This is a genomic window from Curtobacterium sp. MCSS17_016, from assembly GCF_003234255.2.
Taxonomy (GTDB): Bacteria; Actinomycetota; Actinomycetes; order Actinomycetales; family Microbacteriaceae; genus Curtobacterium; species Curtobacterium flaccumfaciens.
Window position 1 is genome coordinate 48,949 of the sequence record NZ_CP126255.1, and the last position, 14,421, is coordinate 63,369.

22 protein-coding genes are annotated in these 14,421 nt (G+C 67.5%); 4 read left to right on the forward strand and 18 right to left on the reverse strand.

Annotation, left to right across the window (positions count from 1 at the left end; translation table 11 throughout):
* Positions 1–10 precede the first annotated feature (10 nt).
* From DEJ19_RS18400 to DEJ19_RS18410, 3 genes are read right to left on the reverse strand one after another with little or no spacing between them, the layout of a single operon-like run.
* A complete protein-coding gene (locus DEJ19_RS18400) occupies positions 11–730 on the reverse strand; it encodes a hypothetical protein (protein ID WP_111232319.1) in 720 nt (239 codons plus the stop codon).
* Positions 718–1,410 carry a hypothetical protein gene (locus DEJ19_RS18405; protein ID WP_111232318.1) on the reverse strand — a complete coding sequence of 231 codons (693 nt, stop codon included), beginning with the start codon at positions 1,408–1,410 and terminating at the stop codon, positions 718–720. The genes DEJ19_RS18400 and DEJ19_RS18405 overlap by 13 nt, the downstream gene beginning before the upstream one ends.
* Positions 1,411–1,440: 30 nt before the next feature.
* Positions 1,441–2,775 (reverse strand): hypothetical protein, encoded by a 1,335-nt coding sequence (locus DEJ19_RS18410; RefSeq protein WP_111232317.1) that lies wholly within the window; start codon positions 2,773–2,775, stop codon positions 1,441–1,443.
* 149 nt (positions 2,776–2,924) lie between these two features.
* On the opposite strand from DEJ19_RS18410, the gene DEJ19_RS18415 reads away from it, so the two are divergent.
* Positions 2,925–3,146 carry a hypothetical protein gene (locus DEJ19_RS18415; RefSeq protein ID WP_111232316.1) on the forward strand — a complete coding sequence of 74 codons (222 nt, stop codon included), beginning with the start codon at positions 2,925–2,927 and terminating at the stop codon, positions 3,144–3,146.
* Positions 3,147–3,149: 3 nt separating this feature from the next.
* On the opposite strand, the gene DEJ19_RS18420 is transcribed toward DEJ19_RS18415, so the two are convergent.
* From DEJ19_RS18420 to DEJ19_RS18440, 5 genes are all read right to left on the reverse strand, one after another.
* A complete protein-coding gene (locus tag DEJ19_RS18420; protein ID WP_146250575.1) occupies positions 3,150–3,758 on the reverse strand; it encodes a hypothetical protein in 609 nt (202 codons plus the stop codon).
* 7 nt (positions 3,759–3,765) lie between these two features.
* A complete protein-coding gene (locus tag DEJ19_RS18425) occupies positions 3,766–3,945 on the reverse strand; it encodes a hypothetical protein (RefSeq protein ID WP_146250574.1) in 180 nt (59 codons plus the stop codon).
* 214 nt (positions 3,946–4,159) lie between these two features.
* Positions 4,160–4,288 carry a hypothetical protein gene (locus DEJ19_RS18430; RefSeq protein ID WP_258377328.1) on the reverse strand — a complete coding sequence of 43 codons (129 nt, stop codon included), beginning with the start codon at positions 4,286–4,288 and terminating at the stop codon, positions 4,160–4,162.
* Complete coding sequence (locus tag DEJ19_RS18435) at positions 4,285–4,650, reverse strand: hypothetical protein (protein ID WP_111232313.1); 366 nt, start codon at positions 4,648–4,650, stop codon at positions 4,285–4,287. Before DEJ19_RS18435 ends, DEJ19_RS18430 begins: the two co-directional genes overlap by 4 nt.
* A 35-nt stretch (positions 4,651–4,685) precedes the next feature.
* Positions 4,686–5,075, reverse strand: coding sequence for a hypothetical protein (locus DEJ19_RS18440; RefSeq protein WP_111232312.1), 390 nt, complete (start codon positions 5,073–5,075; stop codon positions 4,686–4,688).
* Positions 5,076–5,166: 91 nt separating this feature from the next.
* Between DEJ19_RS18440 and DEJ19_RS18445 the strand changes: the two genes are divergently transcribed.
* Entirely contained in the window at positions 5,167–5,289 is a 123-nt protein-coding gene (locus DEJ19_RS18445) for a hypothetical protein (protein WP_258377327.1), read from the forward strand.
* 164 nt (positions 5,290–5,453) lie between these two features.
* Positions 5,454–5,837 (forward strand): hypothetical protein, encoded by a 384-nt coding sequence (locus tag DEJ19_RS18450; RefSeq protein ID WP_146250573.1) that lies wholly within the window; start codon positions 5,454–5,456, stop codon positions 5,835–5,837.
* 48 nt (positions 5,838–5,885) lie between these two features.
* On the opposite strand, the gene DEJ19_RS18455 is transcribed toward DEJ19_RS18450, so the two are convergent.
* The 3 genes from DEJ19_RS18455 to DEJ19_RS18465 all read right to left on the reverse strand — a co-directional run bounded on the left by DEJ19_RS18455 (position 5,886) and on the right by DEJ19_RS18465 (position 7,899).
* Positions 5,886–6,452, reverse strand: a complete 567-nt coding sequence (locus DEJ19_RS18455) for a hypothetical protein (RefSeq protein ID WP_146250572.1) — start codon at positions 6,450–6,452, stop codon at positions 5,886–5,888.
* 80 nt (positions 6,453–6,532) lie between these two features.
* Positions 6,533–7,432, reverse strand: a complete 900-nt coding sequence (locus DEJ19_RS18460; protein WP_111232310.1) for a hypothetical protein — start codon at positions 7,430–7,432, stop codon at positions 6,533–6,535.
* 23 nt (positions 7,433–7,455) lie between these two features.
* Positions 7,456–7,899, reverse strand: a complete 444-nt coding sequence (locus DEJ19_RS18465) for a hypothetical protein (RefSeq protein ID WP_111232309.1) — start codon at positions 7,897–7,899, stop codon at positions 7,456–7,458.
* Between the two features lie 64 nt (positions 7,900–7,963).
* On the opposite strand from DEJ19_RS18465, the gene DEJ19_RS18470 reads away from it, so the two are divergent.
* Positions 7,964–8,659 (forward strand): hypothetical protein, encoded by a 696-nt coding sequence (locus DEJ19_RS18470; RefSeq protein WP_146250571.1) that lies wholly within the window; start codon positions 7,964–7,966, stop codon positions 8,657–8,659.
* Between the two features lie 75 nt (positions 8,660–8,734).
* Here the strand turns inward: DEJ19_RS18470 and DEJ19_RS18475 are convergent, their stop codons facing one another.
* From DEJ19_RS18475 to DEJ19_RS18505, 7 genes are all read right to left on the reverse strand, one after another.
* Positions 8,735–9,202 (reverse strand): hypothetical protein, encoded by a 468-nt coding sequence (locus DEJ19_RS18475; RefSeq protein ID WP_111232307.1) that lies wholly within the window; start codon positions 9,200–9,202, stop codon positions 8,735–8,737.
* A 30-nt stretch (positions 9,203–9,232) separates the two neighbouring features.
* Positions 9,233–9,874 (reverse strand): hypothetical protein, encoded by a 642-nt coding sequence (locus DEJ19_RS18480; RefSeq protein ID WP_111232306.1) that lies wholly within the window; start codon positions 9,872–9,874, stop codon positions 9,233–9,235.
* A 64-nt stretch (positions 9,875–9,938) separates the two neighbouring features.
* Positions 9,939–10,727 (reverse strand): hypothetical protein, encoded by a 789-nt coding sequence (locus tag DEJ19_RS18485; RefSeq protein ID WP_146250570.1) that lies wholly within the window; start codon positions 10,725–10,727, stop codon positions 9,939–9,941.
* Between the two features lie 26 nt (positions 10,728–10,753).
* Positions 10,754–11,290, reverse strand: a complete 537-nt coding sequence (locus DEJ19_RS18490) for a hypothetical protein (protein WP_111232304.1) — start codon at positions 11,288–11,290, stop codon at positions 10,754–10,756.
* 39 nt (positions 11,291–11,329) lie between these two features.
* The gene (locus DEJ19_RS18495; protein WP_146250569.1) at positions 11,330–12,733 is read right to left on the reverse strand and encodes a C40 family peptidase; all 1,404 of its coding nucleotides are present in this window, start codon (positions 12,731–12,733) and stop codon (positions 11,330–11,332) included.
* Positions 12,734–12,769: 36 nt separating this feature from the next.
* Positions 12,770–13,654 carry a hypothetical protein gene (locus DEJ19_RS18500; RefSeq protein WP_111232302.1) on the reverse strand — a complete coding sequence of 295 codons (885 nt, stop codon included), beginning with the start codon at positions 13,652–13,654 and terminating at the stop codon, positions 12,770–12,772.
* Positions 13,651–14,412 carry a hypothetical protein gene (locus tag DEJ19_RS18505; protein ID WP_111232301.1) on the reverse strand — a complete coding sequence of 254 codons (762 nt, stop codon included), beginning with the start codon at positions 14,410–14,412 and terminating at the stop codon, positions 13,651–13,653. The genes DEJ19_RS18500 and DEJ19_RS18505 overlap by 4 nt, the downstream gene beginning before the upstream one ends.
* Positions 14,413–14,421 lie beyond the last annotated feature (9 nt).

Here is a 14,421-nt window from a genome sequence, read left to right on the forward strand (position 1 = left end):
GATGAACCAGCTACGCAAGGCGCCGCCAGATGATGGATTCGGCCTTGTCCGCTTGGCTCTGCAGTGCGCTGATGGCCTGCTCGCGGTAGCGGGTGTTGGGGCTGATGCCTTCCTCGCCGAGCAGGGTCCGCTCCTCTTCGGCACGTTCCCGTGCTTCGCGCTGCAGACGGAAGAGCGTCTCCATCCACACGTCTTCGCGGCTGAGCGCTGCTTCGCGGACTTGGAGGGAGTTGTGGCGGGAGGCCTTGTCGAGCATCGCCGGTGTGGCCTTCGGGTGTTCGACGATGGCGAGCATGAAGTCGTCTTCCGCTTCGGTTTCAACGATCTGCTGCAGCACCTCGACGCTCTGTCGTGGGTCACGTGCCGCGGCGACGTTGTCCCAGTAGTCATGCGACTCTGCGACGTACGGCAGCGGCTGAACGCGACGGCGGATCTCGAAGGGGCCTGCGTCTGCGTCGAACCGAATCTTCGACCCGTTGTGGAGGATGAGCCGACGGACACCGTCGGTGATGTCCTTGCCGATGACGAAGCCCATCGATGACGAGCCGTCTACCGCTTCGTCGCCGAGTTCGACCGTGTTGAAGGTGACCTGGTGGAACTCAGCGGTGGGTGCCGTCTCGGTGAGGGCGACGTCGGAGCCTTGACGGAACTGCTGCATGAAGCGGCCGCCGCCGGGGGTGCCCTTCGGGGCGTGCAGGTTGCCGTTGTTGTCGGTGGTCATGCTCGGCATGTGCGCGGCATGGTGACAGCGGCCGTCACCTGCTCGCGGAGCCCCGGGTAGATGGCGTCGGCGATGCGGTCCGGGTCGTCGTCCGGGTCGTAGACCAGGTTCGGTGCGCCGTCTTCGTACCGGCGCGCAGCGTCGAAGAGGGTGAGGATGTGGTCTTCGCCTCGGGTGGGTCCGTTCGGGTCGAGGAGGTACTCGACGCCGTCGGAAGCGCGAACGGTCACCCAGTGGTGGTGCTCGTCCATCATTTCGGACGCTTCGTCGAGGATGTCGTCCCACTCCTCGTCCGTGCAGTCGTCCGGGTCGTACCCCATCGTTGTTGCCCGGATCTCTGGGTCGATGTGCTGGTACAGGCCGACGTGGAGGGTCGCGTCGATGCCGAGGCGGTCGGCAGCGAGTTTCGTGGCGAGCGCTCCCCCGTCGCAGGTGAACGTCTCGTCGGCGATCCACGGCGCCCGACGGTCCACAGTCCCTCGGTACACCGCGGCGAGCGCGTCGGCGAGGGCGCGGACGTCGGCCGGCAGGTCCGCGGGAACGTCGGTGAACGGTGCCGACTCCTCGAGGGTGACGACTGCCGGCTGGTGTTCCTTCGCGGTGAACGCGCCGCCGGAGAGGACGGCGCCGCCTGCTGTAGTTGTCGGGGCGGCGCCGATGTCCTTCCGGCGGGTGGGCTGTGTGGTCACGCCTTCTGTGTGCGCGGCGACGGGCTAGCCTCAGCCGACTTTGTCACCGGTGTCTGGGTCGGTGATCTTCGCTCGGGTGATGATGGTCTGGTCGATGCCCTGGTACTCGTCGTGGTTCTTCACGGTGCCGGCGACGGTGACTTTTTGCCCGATGGGGAACTCCTTCGTCCCGGAGGCGAACCAGGTGACTTGGTGTCCGTCGTCGGTGATCATCGACAGGATGGTCTTTGGTGCTTCCCGTCCGTAGCCGATGTACGACGTGGAGTGGCTGACGCGGACGACGGTCGCGCCGACGCCGGTGATCTTCTCCCCGACGGGAGCGACGAACCCGGGCTGGTACTCCTGTCGGGCCTTCTCCTTCACTGCTCGTTCGGCTTCCCGGTCGAGGTGTCGCCGGTACGCGGAGACTGCGGACGCGGCGATGCCGACGTGCTTCCGCGAGACCCACTTCTGGGTGCCGTCCTTGGGGATGAGGGACGCCTTGAGGTTGCCGATGTAGTCGCCGTCGTCGTCGGTGTTCCGCAGCCATGCGAGGGCGTCGCGGGCGAACTGGCGTCCGTCGTCGGTGATCGCCTCGTGCGCGGTGTCCCACTGGTCGATGAGTGCGTCCGCGGTTGCCGGGTGTTCGAAGGATGCGCGGCTCTTCGGGATGAACAGCTCCCCGTTGCGGGTCGTGGACGCTGCGGCGGCGAGGAGGTCTTCGGAGTCGAACACGTCAGAGCCGGCAGCGGACCACCGGCCGGCGGCGTCAGCGTCCTCGAACTCCTGCTCGTCGAGGGTCCAGTCCAGCGCCCACAGTCCCTTTGGCTTGACGCCGAGGAACGCTTCGAGGCAGGACTTTCCGACCTGCTTGGACCCTTCCGTTTCGTGGTGGAGGGTGTACACGCGCTCGCGCCGGCGGCTCTTGCCGCAGAACTGGCAGGTGGTGTCGGTGACCTCTGGCATCGGCACGCTCGTCGTCGCCCGGTAGTGGAGCATCTGCCCGTCGTCGGTGACGTCGTGTGTTCCGGAGAAGGTCCACCCGCTGAGGCTCAGCGATGGGCGGGACAGCGTCAGGTAGGTGACGGGGATGTCATGCTCGTCGCGGCGTTCAGTGCCGTCCTCAAGCGTCGCTTCGAACCGGCCGTCGATGCCGTACCGGGCGAGGCGCTTGTTCGCCTTGTCGATGGCGGCGAGCGCGATGGGTACGTGGTGTGGGCTGATGGTGTGGACGGGGTTGTACGGCTCGTCGTCGAACTCATCGTGGTCGTCCGCAGCGCTCGCCGCGGTGGTGAGGGTGAGCTCGTCGGTGTCGTGCTCCTGCTCGGCGAAGCGGCCTCCGTTGTCGGTGGGGACGCCGAGGTGCTTCTCACGTCGCTGGCTCATCGCTTGCCCTTCTGGTGTGCAGTCCCGGCGGGTGCCGGTGTCACCTTCTATGGGTGCGGCTGCCGGCCAGCGGGGACCTCCTCCCGCACGAAACGGGTCGGGTCCGCGCATAGCGATGATGTCCCGCCCGCCGCCGAAAGGAACCGCTCATGCTCACCGGCCTCTTCAAGCTGCTCACCGCTGGCTTCGTCACCGTCTTCTTCGTCCTCGCCCTCGTCGTCGTCCTGTTCTTCGCGGTACTCACCCTCATCGCCGCGCTCATCAAGCCGATCATCGTCATCGCCAGCATCGTCGCCGGCATCTGGTTGACGGTGATCATCGTCCGCCGCAGCATCCAGGCACGTCAGGAGCGGGCTGCCGTCGCTGAGTAGCGACTACGCCTGCTGCGCGTCCGTGTAGCGGGCGATGCCTGCGACGATGGCCCAGCAGCACCAGAGGAACGTCGTGGACAGCGACGTCACTTCGATCTCGAAGCTGTCCTCGAGCGACATCCGGCTGTCAGACCACTCGCTCATCGCTACGTGCGCCGACTCGGTGGATTCGGCGCTGAGCAGCAGCCACTCGATGTCTGCCCAGAGGTCGTCCCCGTCTTTGTTGCTGAGGTCGTCGATGACGTCGAAGAACACCTGAGTCAGGTTCTGCTTGTACAGGTCCGCGTCGAACTCGTGCGTCGTCCCGGCGACGACCTTCTGCGCCCAGTAGTGGGCGTCGATGGTGGTGTTGCGGCGGCCGAAGAAGCCGAACATGTCCTCTTCTCGGCGGAAGAGGAAGTCGCCCATGTCACCGGTGATGGTGAGCGTGCCGGGGGTGGTGATGAGGTCGTACCAGTACTCGCCTCGGTCGGGGTTGCGGAACCGGAGGTGCCGGTACAGGCCGTCATCGTGGAGGACCTGCATTTGATGTCCTGCGGTCGCTTCCGCGAACCGGTCACGGCTGATGGTCGTACGGTCGGGAACAGCAGGGAGCTCGGTGGGGTGGGTCATGCCGGGCCTATGCCGCGGCGACGGCCCCAGCATCGCCCTGCCACCACCGGGCGCCCCAGAACAGGTCGGCGCAGGTCAGCAGGTCCCGCTCCCGGTCGTTGAGGGTCTCCGGGAACACCGTCGCGCGAGCGTGCACGGTGCGAAGCCACCGGCGGTACAGCCGGTCGTAGATCGGTGTGGTGGGCACACCTGACCGGATGCGGCGGAACACGTCAGCGGGCCGGTAGCCGGTACACGGAGTGGTCGACGGTGACGGCGATTCCGGCGGTGGTGAGCTCGGCGACGACTGCGTCGATGCGGTCGCGGATAGTGCTCCGGGACGGTTCCTGCATGGAGTCGTAGAACTCCGGCTGTCCGAAGAACTCGTTCAGTACGTCTTCCGTCCACCGGCCGGTGGCTTTCTAGATGCTGATGTTCAGCGTCGTGTCGCTGCCCACTCGATGGCAGAGATACCAGTGGCCGGCACGGTGGTCCGTGAACCCGAGCGCCCGCATCTGCTCGTCCGCGAGCACCGCTGTGATGCCGCTCATGCCAGGCCAGCCAAACGCTCGAGGTTGCTGACACGGAGTGTGAGCGCGTCGAGGACGGACGTGTCGAGAAGACCAGGGGTTTCTCGCTGCTGCCAAGCGCGACGGTGCGCCTGCTCGATGACGGCGAAGTCGTTCCGCCGGGCGAGGTGTTCTCCGGCACGGTTCCGGAACCGGTGGTAGTCCGCGTGGAAGGTCCACTGCCCCGAGTTCCGTACCAGCGGTGGCTTCTCGATGAGGTAGTAGTCGCCGGCTTCAGCGGCACGGCGCCACGCGGCCGCGGTGCGGGCGCTCGCGCGGAACGCTGCCCGCCTGGCGGTGTGCCGTGGGGCGAAGAACGACTTCGGGAACAGGGAGCGTGTCATGCCAGCCCTATGCAGGCCGGACACCGCCGCCGTGGTCAGTCGCCGTCGCCGCCGGTTTCGACGTACACGGACCGGGCGATCAGCCACGTCGCCGGATCTCCGCCCGGCTGGTCGGTGTTCCACGCATCGAGTGCGGACGCCAGAGCGTGAGCTTGCTCATTGTCGCCCCGGCCGGCGGCGGCTGTCGCGAGTGCGGTCAGCAGCGCGGCCGTGTCCGTCCCGGGGTGGCTGGTGAAGATGGTCGCGGCACCTCGGAGGGCTGCACCGCCTGCAGCAGACGGGCGACCTTCGATGATGCCGACGCTGTGGGCGTAGAGGTACTCGGCGAGGCTGAAGTCGTTGTACGTCGGCTTCGCCCCAGGTTCCCGGTGCGCGGTGATGAGGGCGCTGAGCCGTTCCACGATGGTGTCTTTGTCGTCCCGCATGGCGGCCCTTCCTGGGTGCGTGGTTCCCCGCCAACGTCCTGCCAGCGGTACCCAATACAGATGCGGCGGAGGTCGCCGCATAGGAACGGTCGTGAACGCCGCCGTCATCGACCCGTACCTGTCGTCCCACCGCACCCGCAGCAACGTTCGACCGGACACTGCCGCTCCGGCAACCTCAATCAACGTCGAGGATCCGGTCGAGGTGGCATCGTGAACCCGCTGGACGCGCGCCCGTCGGAAGTCGCCGGCTACGCCGTCGCGCAGAGGGATGGTCGAGCAACCGTCATCGGTTCGGCACCGCCGAAGGTGCTTCCGGGACGTTCCGCGCGCCAACTACTGCAGCTCGGTTCTGCAGCAGGTGGTGCACTGTTCGTCGCCGTGGCAGTCGCAGCAACCGTGCTCGAGGGCAACTCGGCCGCGATTCTCCCGATGATGGCGCTGTCGCTTGGCGGGTTCGCCGTCGTCGCAGCGCTACTCATGAGGGTGAAGCGCCGACTGTACGACGAGTTGCAGCACGGCTACACGTCTGTCTGCTTGCAGATGGGACGTGCCGGAGGCGACCGGTGGCGGCAGCAGACCGTCCGCGGCGGGAACCTCGTCTGGGACTACGACGGCACGTGGTTCCTCACCGCCGACGGATCTGTTCGCCAGGCGCCGCAGCCCGGAGCGCCAGAAGCGCCCGGGTTCTACCCGTCACCGACGGAACAGGGCCGGCTGGAACTGTGGACAGGGTTCAGCTGGGCTGGCCGGTACCGCAACTGAAACGAGCGCCGAGGATCCTCCTCGGCGCTCATTCATTGATGCTGGTGGTCAGTCGTCGGCGAGCGCCGCGTCCAGGTCGATGAGCGCGTACTCGCCGGCGTCGTGCTGCAGCCATGCGTACTCGGGTGCGTACTGCGCCTCGCGGGGGTTGTCGGCGTTCGTGACGACGGGGATGTTGTCCTGCTGCGGCAGGTCCGAGAGCACCTCCCAGACGCTCTCCCCGTCGTACCCGAACTCCTCACCCTCGTCGGTGGTGATGGTGTCGTCGTCGATGTCGGCGAGGAACTCCTTGTCCTTGTCGAGGATCTTGTTGGCCCAGTAGCCGTGGGTCATCGACTGGTCGCTTTCCTCGATGCGGAGGTACGCCGCGTCGGGTAGGGCTCGCTTGATGGTCGCGGCGATGCTGCGCGCGCCGATGCGGTCGCCCTTCCGGATCAGCTCCGATGCCTGACGCTTGTACTCGAGGAACTGCTCCGACAGCGCAGCCGGGTCAGGGGTTCCCGGGGCGATGACGTCGTTCGGCGCCTCGCTGTGCTGCTGGGCGCCGAACTTCCCGTCGCCCTTCCGGGCGTCTTCCCGTGCGGACTCGGCTGCGGGGTTGATGTTGTTGGTCATACCGGTTCTGTGCGCGGCGGCGACTGCGAGACGCCAACGGCCAGGCGCACGGGGTGCTGCCTGGCCGTTAACTGGTGCGGCTACTTGCCGAGGGCGGTGCGGAGGTCGATGCGGAATCGGCCGTAGCTGGTGCTGCGTCCGAACCAGTTGTACTCGGGCAGGTACTGGTCGTCGAGGCCGCGGGGCGGTTCCTGCGGCAGGTCCACGAGCGTCTCGTACAGCAACTCCCCGTTGAACTCGTGCTCCGTTCGGTCGTTGGCGACGAGGTACCCGTTGTCGGCGTCGGGGCGTGCCACGTGACGGCCGACGGCGTCGGTGATCTCCTCGGCGACGAAGCCGTCGCTGCCCCGTGTGCGCATCAGGAGGTACGCCGCGTTCGGGAACTTCGAGGTGATGTCCTCCGCGACGAGGCGGACCGAGGCCTGGTCCGCTTCGTAGACCGCTTGGCGTGCGGCAGCCTTCGCGTGGATGACGCCGATGTGTGTGGTCAGGTCGGCGGGATGGGGTTCCTCGCCTGCAGCAGCGCCAGCGCCGGCGCCGGCGCCCGCGTCACGCTGACCGGCGGTGTAGGTCTCACGCATCATGCCGATGAGCGGGTCGACGCCGGCCTCATTGAGGGCGAGGGACTCGTCGAAGTCCTCCTCGCTTTCGTACAGGGCACGGATGGCGTCGTTGACAGCGTGGTCCTCCTCCGATGAGGCGGCGTCGAGCCCGCGGCCCTTCCGGTACGTCTCGCGGAGCATGCCGAGCGCGTCGTCCACGCCGATCTGACCTTCGGCGAGCGCTGCGTCGAGGGCGTCTTCGCTGTTGTGGCCCTGCGAACGGATGACGGACTGAACGGCCTCGTACTCGGGGTTGCCAGGGACGAACGTGTCCACGAGGCCTTCGGGAGCGGGGTCGCGGTGCTGTTCGCCGAACTGGCCTGTGGTGGCGCGTGCGCCTTCGCGGGCGGCCGCGGCCGCCGGGCTGATGGTGTTCATACCCCTCGTGTGTGCGGGGCGGTTCAAGCGTCTTCGGACGCCGCAGCGATGAGGTTCACCGTTGCGGTGGAACCGGTTGTAGAGAACCAGGAGGTGTACTCGGGAGCGGGAGTGTCCGCTCCTCTGTGGCTGACGGTTGGGATGTGTTCCGGCAGCTCGTTGATGATGCCCCAGACGACCATGCTGTCGTCGAAGGAGATGGTGGTTCCGTCGGTGATGGTGATGCCGCTGGTGTCGATGTCAGCGATGACGGCACCGTCGGCGTTGAGAAGCTGCCCGAGGTCCCACGCGAAGTCGAAGCTCTGGTCCGACTCGATGAGCCGGAGGGTCGCCGCCTCTGGCACAGCGGCGAGGATGAGGTTCGCCACAAGGTGCCCACCAAGACGGTCCGCTGCGCGGAGCTTCTCAGCCGCGTCGGTGCGCAGCGCGTTGTACGCGGAAAGGGTGAGGGTCGTCAGCTTGTCCATGCTGGGTCTATGCGCGGCACGGGCTCACTGGCGTCGCGGTGTCGGTGGGGATCCGACAGGATGAGTGACTGGCAACGATGAAGGGGGAACTGCGATGACGCAAACAGTTGCGGAGTACCTGGCCGAGACGAAAGCCAGCGGAGCGGTGTCCGAGGAGTTGTTCCGGGCGTACGCGGACAGCGACGTCAGTAAGTTCTCGAGCTGGGGCATCTGGGGGAAGACGATAGGCGACCTCAGCGTCTTCGACACCGAGCACAAGCCGTGGGAGCGGCTTCGCTCAGACGTGCTCCTGATGGGCGGGAATGCTGGCAAGTCGAAGGACGGGAAGGAGCTGAAGAAGTTCGAGAACTTCCACACTGCCGGCCACGCTCCAGACGGGATTCTGCGGAGTGCTTTAGCCGGCCTTCCCATCGAGGGCGCGTACCTCTCCGACATCGTGAAGGGCGCTCCCACGAAGGATGCGCCGGAGTTGCTTCGGGCGCTCAGCAACGGCGATGTGGAGTTCCCGTCGAAGGTCGTCGGGCCGCTGCGCGCCGAGCTCGAAGTGCTCGAGATGCCTGAGCGGGTCCTCGTCATCCTGCTCGGTGACAAGACGGTGACCGTTTGGGACAAGGTGTACCCGCATCTCCCTCCCGAACTGGCGAGCCGGCTGACGGTCGTCACGGGCGTCAGGCATCACTCTGGGGGTGGTTCTCCGCGGGCAACCCTCGAAGCACTCCTCGCGGATCGGCTGGAAGACCGTATCTACGTCCCAGCGTGACGCGTCCTCGATGACAAACGCCCCGCAAGTGACTCAGATGCGGGGCGTTCGTCATGGCAGGCCTGCGCGGGCGACTCAGTCCTCGTCGTCCTCGGGGAGGTCGAAGTGGCTGCGGACGACTTCCTTGAAGTTGTTGAGGTGGTCGAACTCGTCGTCGTTGCTGCCGTCGTCGCCGGTGACTTCTTCGGTTCGGTCGACCATCCGCTTGAGTGCGGCGTGGAACGACGGCTGCTGCTGCCCGTTGGGGCCGGTGACGATGCTGTCCAGGTCGAGCGTGCCAGCACGGCGGTGTGCTTCGAGGTACCCCTCCGCGGCGGCGTTCAGGTCGATGAGCGCGTCGTGCTCGTCGTCGTTCGAGTCGCCGTTCGCGGCTCGGTCTGCGTCGCGGACGGCGTCGGCGAAGTCCTGGTGGAAGTCCTCCGGCTTCGGCAGTGGACGCACAACGCCGGCGGATGCTTCTGCGTGCTGCTGCTCACCGAACTGACCACCGTTGGTGCGGGCGTTCTCTCGTGCCGCGGCGGCCGCGGGCGTGATGTTCGTCATGCTCGTGATGTGTGCGGCAAGCGCGTGGGGTCAGTAGTTGCGGACCGTGGAGTCGTCGCGGCTGAGCTGCTCGGCGTGGGCGGCGCCGCAGGCTCCGTTCCACATGCTGCCGTTGTCGTAGACGACAGCGCAGGTCGGCTTCTTCCCGCAGACGGCGCACGTGGAAGCGGCGTACCGGCTGGCGTTCGGGATGCTGATGCCGTCGTCGTCGACCTCTCGACGGTCCGCAGCGGCGAAGAGGTCGGCGGCTTCGTCGTACGCGGTGATGTCGCTGTCATCGCCGAAGACCTCGGTCAGGCGTTCGGTGATGGTGGCGCGGTCGTCCTCGCTGGTGGCGTTGAACAGCGCGACGACGCGCTTGCCGGGGCTGTGAATTGCGCCGTTCACGGCGTCGAAGTTCCCATCCGTGCCGTCCGGGCGGATCGCACCAGCGGCGACGTCAGCACGGAGGTCCTGGAAGGAACCGTAGGTGGTGGCGTCGGCTCCGGGCCAGGCGTTGTCGATGACCTCGGCGAGGTCCCAGTCGGTGGTTCCGTCAGGGAGGGTGAGCGTGACGGCGACGCGTCGTTCCGTGGCGTAGAACCCGAGCTCGTCGGGGGCGTCGTCGTGGCGCTTCTCGGTGAACTTCCCGGTGGTGCTGCGGGGGTGGTCGTGTTCGTTGAACGTCGTCATGCCTTGACTGTGCGCGGCGCCCGCCCTCCGGCGCAGCTCACCTGGCCGCCTTCAGGGGATCAGCTCAGGCGCCGGCGTTGCGGAACTCGCGGACGGTGTTGACGAGAGCTGCTGCGGCGTCCTCGACGCCGTCAGCAGCAGCCCTCCTGGCATTGACAGCGTCCTGGAGACGGTCGTGACAGGACGGCTGCTCCGGCGTGCCTGCGACGAAGGTGCCGGTGCGGTCGAGCTCGTCGAGGTAGTCCTGGGCCGAGTCGCGGAGGTTCTCGAGGGCGAAGCCGAGCCGGGTCGGGTTCGTTCCGTCGCGGAGTTCACGTTCCGCGGCGGCGACGTCGGTGTCAAGGTTCTCGGTGTCCGGCAGCTGCCGGACGAACACGGCCCACCCTTCCGGGGCTGCGTTGTCGTACCGGAGCGGAACTCGCTGCATCAGGTACGGGTAGCCCTCCTCATCGAGTCGTGCGAACAGGGTCTGCACGTCCGGGTCGTTGAACGGGTCCGCGCCGGTGCCGATGACCTTCGGTTGCGGTTGCACCTCGACGCGGCCGCCTGGGGTGGGGGCGTAAACGACGCCGTCGCCGATGATGTCGTCGCCGAGGGTGCCGTCGTCGGGGACGAGGACTACCCACTGGTCGGCGGGGCTGACGCGGACCGCCGATCCGATGCCGTAGTTCTGGTCGATGTAGGCGGTGGCCTTCCGGAGGCCTTCCACTCCCCCGCCGAACTGCGATGCGTGGTGCATCACGTTCGCGGGCTTGCTGATGATGTCGTCCGGCGCCTGGCTGCGGTGCTGAGCGCCGAACTTCCCGTCGCCCATGCGGGCGGTCTCCCGGGCATTCTCCGCTGCTGAGTTCACGGTCATACTTGTGCTGTGCGCGGCGGTCAGATGTCGCCGCGGCGGCCGGCGTTGAACGCGGCGTCGAGCATCTGCCTGACGGTGGGCCCGTCGAGGTGCCCCTCGGTGACCTTCGTGTCGAGGCCGTCCGGCGTGGCGGGAACGTCGAACTTGGTGAGGACGGTGCGGAGCGCGGCGATGTCGTCCCCGTCGGTCGGGTGTCCGCCAGTGGCGCGGCCTGCATGGGTGGCCCCGAGGATGAGCTCGGCGATGCTGTCCCCGTCGATGTCGCCGGCGGCGATGTCGTTGTCGAGCGCGCCGGGGTGCTCGTCGCTCGGGTAGTGCGCGGCGAGGACGGCGATCGTCGCGTGCTGCGCGTCACCGTCGCGGGGGTCTGCGGGGAAGATCGTGTCGAACGAGACGTCCTCGACCTCGCCGTTGTCGTCCCAGCGGACGGGCACGTCCGCGGTCGGCTTGTCGAAGGCGACGACGGTGCCGTACGTGTCCACGAGCTCATCGGGGACGTCGTAGCGGACGCGGGTGCCGACGGGGAGGGTGTCGATGCTGTCGTGGAAGCGGCTCATGCTGACACTATGCGCGGACCGTGCACGGCGTCGTGAATGTCAGAGGCTGCCGGTGGGTCGGGCGACGTACGGCAGGAGTTGCCAGGGCCACCAGATTTCGCGTTCGACGACGCCGACGCGGCTGTTCGCCGCTTCGACCATCATCCCGTTCCCGGAGTAGATGCCGTTGTGGTATCCGCCTGCGGCGGTGCCGTCGGTGGAGTAGAACAGGATGTCGCCTGGCTGGCGTTGCGCGAGTGGGACGAGCCGGCCGATGGACTTGAAGTGGTTGTACTGCAAGACGACATTGTGTCCGCCGGTGGCGACGCCGACGCTGTTGTACGCCGCCATGACGAGGCCCGAGCAGTCGTAAGCGTTGGGGCCTGCTGTCGCGAACACGTACGGCTTGCCGACCTGTGCTCGCGCGTAGGAAAGCACCCGTGCCGCCTGCGACGGGGTCGGTGCCGGCTTCGTCGGGGTGAGAGTGGGAGGCTTCGTCGGTGCGGGCCGCGGCGCCGGCTGTTCGGGTGCCGACTGTGACGGGACGGGCCTCGGCGCCGCCGTCGGCTGCCGTGCGGGTCGCGCCGGCGGCGTGGTCGGCCGCTCGACTGGTGGGGTGGCGACGGCTGGTGGGTTCGACGGCGGTTCGCTGACCGGCGCGTTGTCGCTTCGAGGCGGTGTCGCGTGCACGGCCGGGAGAGCTGCTTCCGCGGCGGTGACGCGTTGGGTCTGCCAGGTCTGCCGTTCCTCGTCGACGGTGCTGTCGTGGAGGTAGGCGAGCTGCTCGAGGACCGTCTGTTGCTTCCGCTGCTGCTCGGCGACAGCGGTTTGCGTGGTCGTCGCCTTCGCCGTTGCGTCGGCGAGGGTGGTCTCCGCGGTGCGGCGTGCAGCGTTGAGTGCACGTTCTGCAGTGGTCGCCTGGCGCTGGAGCGCCGCTGCGGTGCGGCGGTCCGCTTGCGCGGTGGCGAGCCTGTCGGCGGCGTGTTCGGTGAGGCGGGTGGCAGCGCTGACACGGTACAGGGTGTCGTCGGCGGACCCCGGTCGGGTGATGAGGGCGCTGGTGACGCTGGTAGATCCACCGGTGCGGGTCATCTCGACGGTGAGCGCTGCCGCTTCCTTCTCGGAAGTGTCGGCTTCGGTTGCTGCGGTGGTGGCGCGGCGGGCGAGGGTGCGGGCACGGTCTTGCGCGTCTCGCTGCTTGCCGACGGCGACGGCATAGTGCTGTCCGGCCTGCTGCTCACCTACAGCTGCCCGGTCGGCGGCGTCCTGCAGGGTGTTCAACCGGGCGGTGAGCTCGGCCGTGGTGCCGGCCACGTCACCGGCGCTCTTGGCGACCTTGACCGCGTCCCACGTCGGCGCTGATGGTGCTGCGGATGCAGGTCCTGCGATACAGGTCAGCACTACGCCGACAGAAGTCAGCCCGACGAGCGCGAGGACGGTGGGGCGGGTACTACGGAAGTGCACGACGGAACCTATGCGACGAGTCGTGCACTCCCTGGGTTACTCGGCCAGCCGCAGCGACGCTGACGGGTAGGAGATCAGACGACCGTCGGCGCGGCGAACATCGACGAAATCACCGTCCGGTCGGTGACCGACAACGGTGCCGTACTCGTCTCCGAGTCCGTTGCGGACGATGGCGACGGGAGCGTCGAGGACGAGGGATGCCCGGTGGCGGGCACGCTTCGCATTCAGCGACGCTGCGTAGAGCCGTTCGATGTCGTCGTCCGAGATGCGGATCGCACCGTCACCCGTCTCGATGTCGACCGTGCCGTCATCGTTGAATCCTGCGAGGACCGGGTCGCCGTCGGTGCTGCCAACGTCGACGAACGCTGGAGCGTCGTTCGTGGGTTCCGCCGCGCGTGGGCTGATGTCATCTGCGGGGACGCTGCGGAGCACTCCGTGGTCCTCGTGGCCTGGCTGGTCGATGCGGACGACCGCCCACATGTCGCCGGGTTCTCCGTACGGTGGCGTTTCCACCGTTGCGGGCAGTCCTGCTGAACTGCTGTCCGCGTCGGAGCTGATGGTGACGGCGACTCCGTGGTCGAGGCCCTTGTGCAGGCTGCTCAGGTCCCGGTCGAACAGTCGGACACTGTCACCGCTGAGTGCGAGGTTGCGAATGGGGACGATCTGGATGTGGTCGTGCCGGTCACTTCCCGGGTCGTTGACGCGGACGTACGCGGTCATCTCCCCGTACTCGAAGCCGAGGTCGCCTTCGACAACTCCGACGACGGGCCGCTCGCCGTCTGCGCGCTTTCCGACGACTTCTGCACCCGGGTGGAACTCCGCCCCTTGGCCGAGTGCTGTGTCCCCATCGGGGCGGTGCTGCTCGGCGAACTGCCCGCCGACACCGCCTGGGGTGCCCGCCTGCTGACGTTTCTGGTTCATGCGTTCGGTCCTTCCATGACCTCGTCGTACGCGTGGCTCAGCGCCACGTCGAGCAAGGCACGTCCGTTGCGGCGTGCCCGCTCCTCGGCGTCGTGCCAGGCGGCTGAGTTTCGGATGGCGATGAGCGCGTTGTCGCTGCCGCCGGCTTTCTCGACGAGGCGGTCCCAGTCGCCGTCATCGAAGCCGAAGTGGTCCGGGTCGTCCTCGATGCGGTCCTGCACTTCGAGGATGTCGGAGTCGGGGCCGAGGATGCCGAGCGCTTCGCGAGCCCCACCGATGGCCGCGGACGCTTCGGCGAGCGTCCAGTCGTCGTCCCCGGTCGGGCGGTCGTAGGCGTCGGCGACGGTGATCTGTACGAGGTCGTCGTTGATGACGGTGACACCGTCGCGGGTGTGCAGGTCCTTGGTCAGCATCGCAGTCGCGGCGCTCAGGTCGGGGACTTCCTGCATCTGCATGTTCTCGTCGCGGGCGGCTGTGATCTGCCACTCCCCGAATCGTCGGCTGACCTCGAGCGTGTGCACCTTCGGCGCGTGCTCCTTGAGCGTGGCTCCGATGACGGACAGGGCTCGGTTGTCGGTCCGTCGGAGGACCCCAGCGAGTTCAGTCCGTGCATCGTCGAGTAGGAAGTCGTGCTTCAGCGTCGGCTTCGCCGGCGTCAGGGTCGCCTCCGCTTCCGGTCGGTGCTGCTCGCCGAACTTGCCGTCGTTCTTCCGGGCGCTCTCGCGGGCGCTCTCGGCGCCCGGGGTGATGTTCGTCATGTTCTACCT